Annotated in this window: 1 protein-coding gene; it reads right to left on the reverse strand. The window is 71.2% G+C overall.

Translation table 11 applies throughout. From position 1 onward, the window contains the following. Positions 1–132: 132 nt before the first annotated feature. A complete protein-coding gene (gene murB / locus C5O18_RS09745; RefSeq protein WP_105193427.1) occupies positions 133–1,206 on the reverse strand; it encodes a UDP-N-acetylmuramate dehydrogenase in 1,074 nt (357 codons plus the stop codon). Positions 1,207–1,290: the final 84 nt, after the last annotated feature.

Raw genomic sequence — 1,290 nt, forward strand, 5'->3', positions numbered from 1 at the left:
AGGCGGGTGCCGCAGCGCGCGCAGTTGGCCACCGTGCCCGGTGGCAGCGGCACCTTGTGCTGCAGCATGTCGCAGGCATGGCAGGCTACGAGCCGGCTTTCCGTCACGATCAGCTCCTCGCCGGGAGAGGCCTCACCGCACCCCGCCCAGGATGACAGGTTCCTGCTCGAGCAGGACTCCGAAACGCTCGCGCACCGACTGGCGCACGGCATCGGCCAGCGCCAGCAGCTCCGCGCCGCTGCCACCGCCGTGGTGCACCAGCACCAGCGCCTGGCGGTCATGGACACCCACGGCGCCGAGGCGGCATCCCTTCCAGCCGGCCTGCTCGATCAGCCAGCCGGCGGCCAGCTTGGCGGTCAAGCCGCCCGGCTGAGGATAGCTGACCACGCCGGGAAAGCGCAGCCGCAACTCATCGGCCTGCTCGACCGGAACCACCGGATTCTTGAAGAAGCTGCCGGCGTTGCCGAGCTCGGCCGGGTCCGGCAGCTTGCTGCGGCGGATGGCGATGACCGCAGTGGCGACATCCTGCGCCGTCGGCGCCGTATCGGCACCGGCCGCCGCCAGCGCCTGGCGGATGTCACCATAGCCGATGCGCAGCGCGGGCTGGCGTGACAGCCGGAAACGCACGCGGACGATGACATGGCGCCCGGGCTCGGCGGACTTGAAACGGCTCTCGCGGTAACCGAAGGCGCAGTCTGCCGCGGCGATGTCGACATACTGCCGCGTCACGCGGTCATACGCGGTCAGCGCGTGCATGACATCCGCCAGCTCGACGCCGTAGGCACCGATGTTCTGCACCGGCGCGGCACCGACCGTGCCGGGAATCAGCGACAGGTTCTCCAGGCCGCCCAGGCCCATGACCAGCGTGCGCTGGGTGAAGGCGTGCCAGTTTTCGCCCGCGGCCGCCTCGACCAGCACCTCGCCGGGCCCGAAGTCATCGGGCGACTGCAGCACGCGGACACCGGACAGCGCCATCTGCAGCACCAGGCCGGGCACGTCGCCGGCGAGCACGACATTGCTGCCCCCCCCCAGGATGGTCACCGCCAGGCCCTGGCCTGCAGCGAACGCCAGGGCCTGCGCCAGGCTGTCCTCGTCGGTGACACGCAGCAGCAGCTCCGCCCGCCCCGGCAGGCCCAGGGTGTTGCTGCCGGACAGGTCGGCATCGGCCTGCAGGCCGGGCAGTGCAATCGGATCAGTCAGGCTCATGGCTCAGCACCCGCAGCCGAACACGCCCTGGCGCTTCAGCAGCGAGCGCAGCAGGCCGTCGCAGGCGGTCTCGACCAGGTCCAG

Origin of the sequence: Amnimonas aquatica, assembly GCF_002943415.1 — a bacterium.
Classification (GTDB): domain Bacteria; phylum Pseudomonadota; class Gammaproteobacteria; order Pseudomonadales; family Moraxellaceae; genus Perlucidibaca; species Perlucidibaca aquatica_A.

Excerpts from the sequence above, each read along its gene's own strand:
- murB (WP_105193427.1), bottom strand. The coding sequence starts at position 1,206 with ATGAGCCTGACTGATCCGATTGCACTGCCCGGCCTGCAGGCCGATGCC.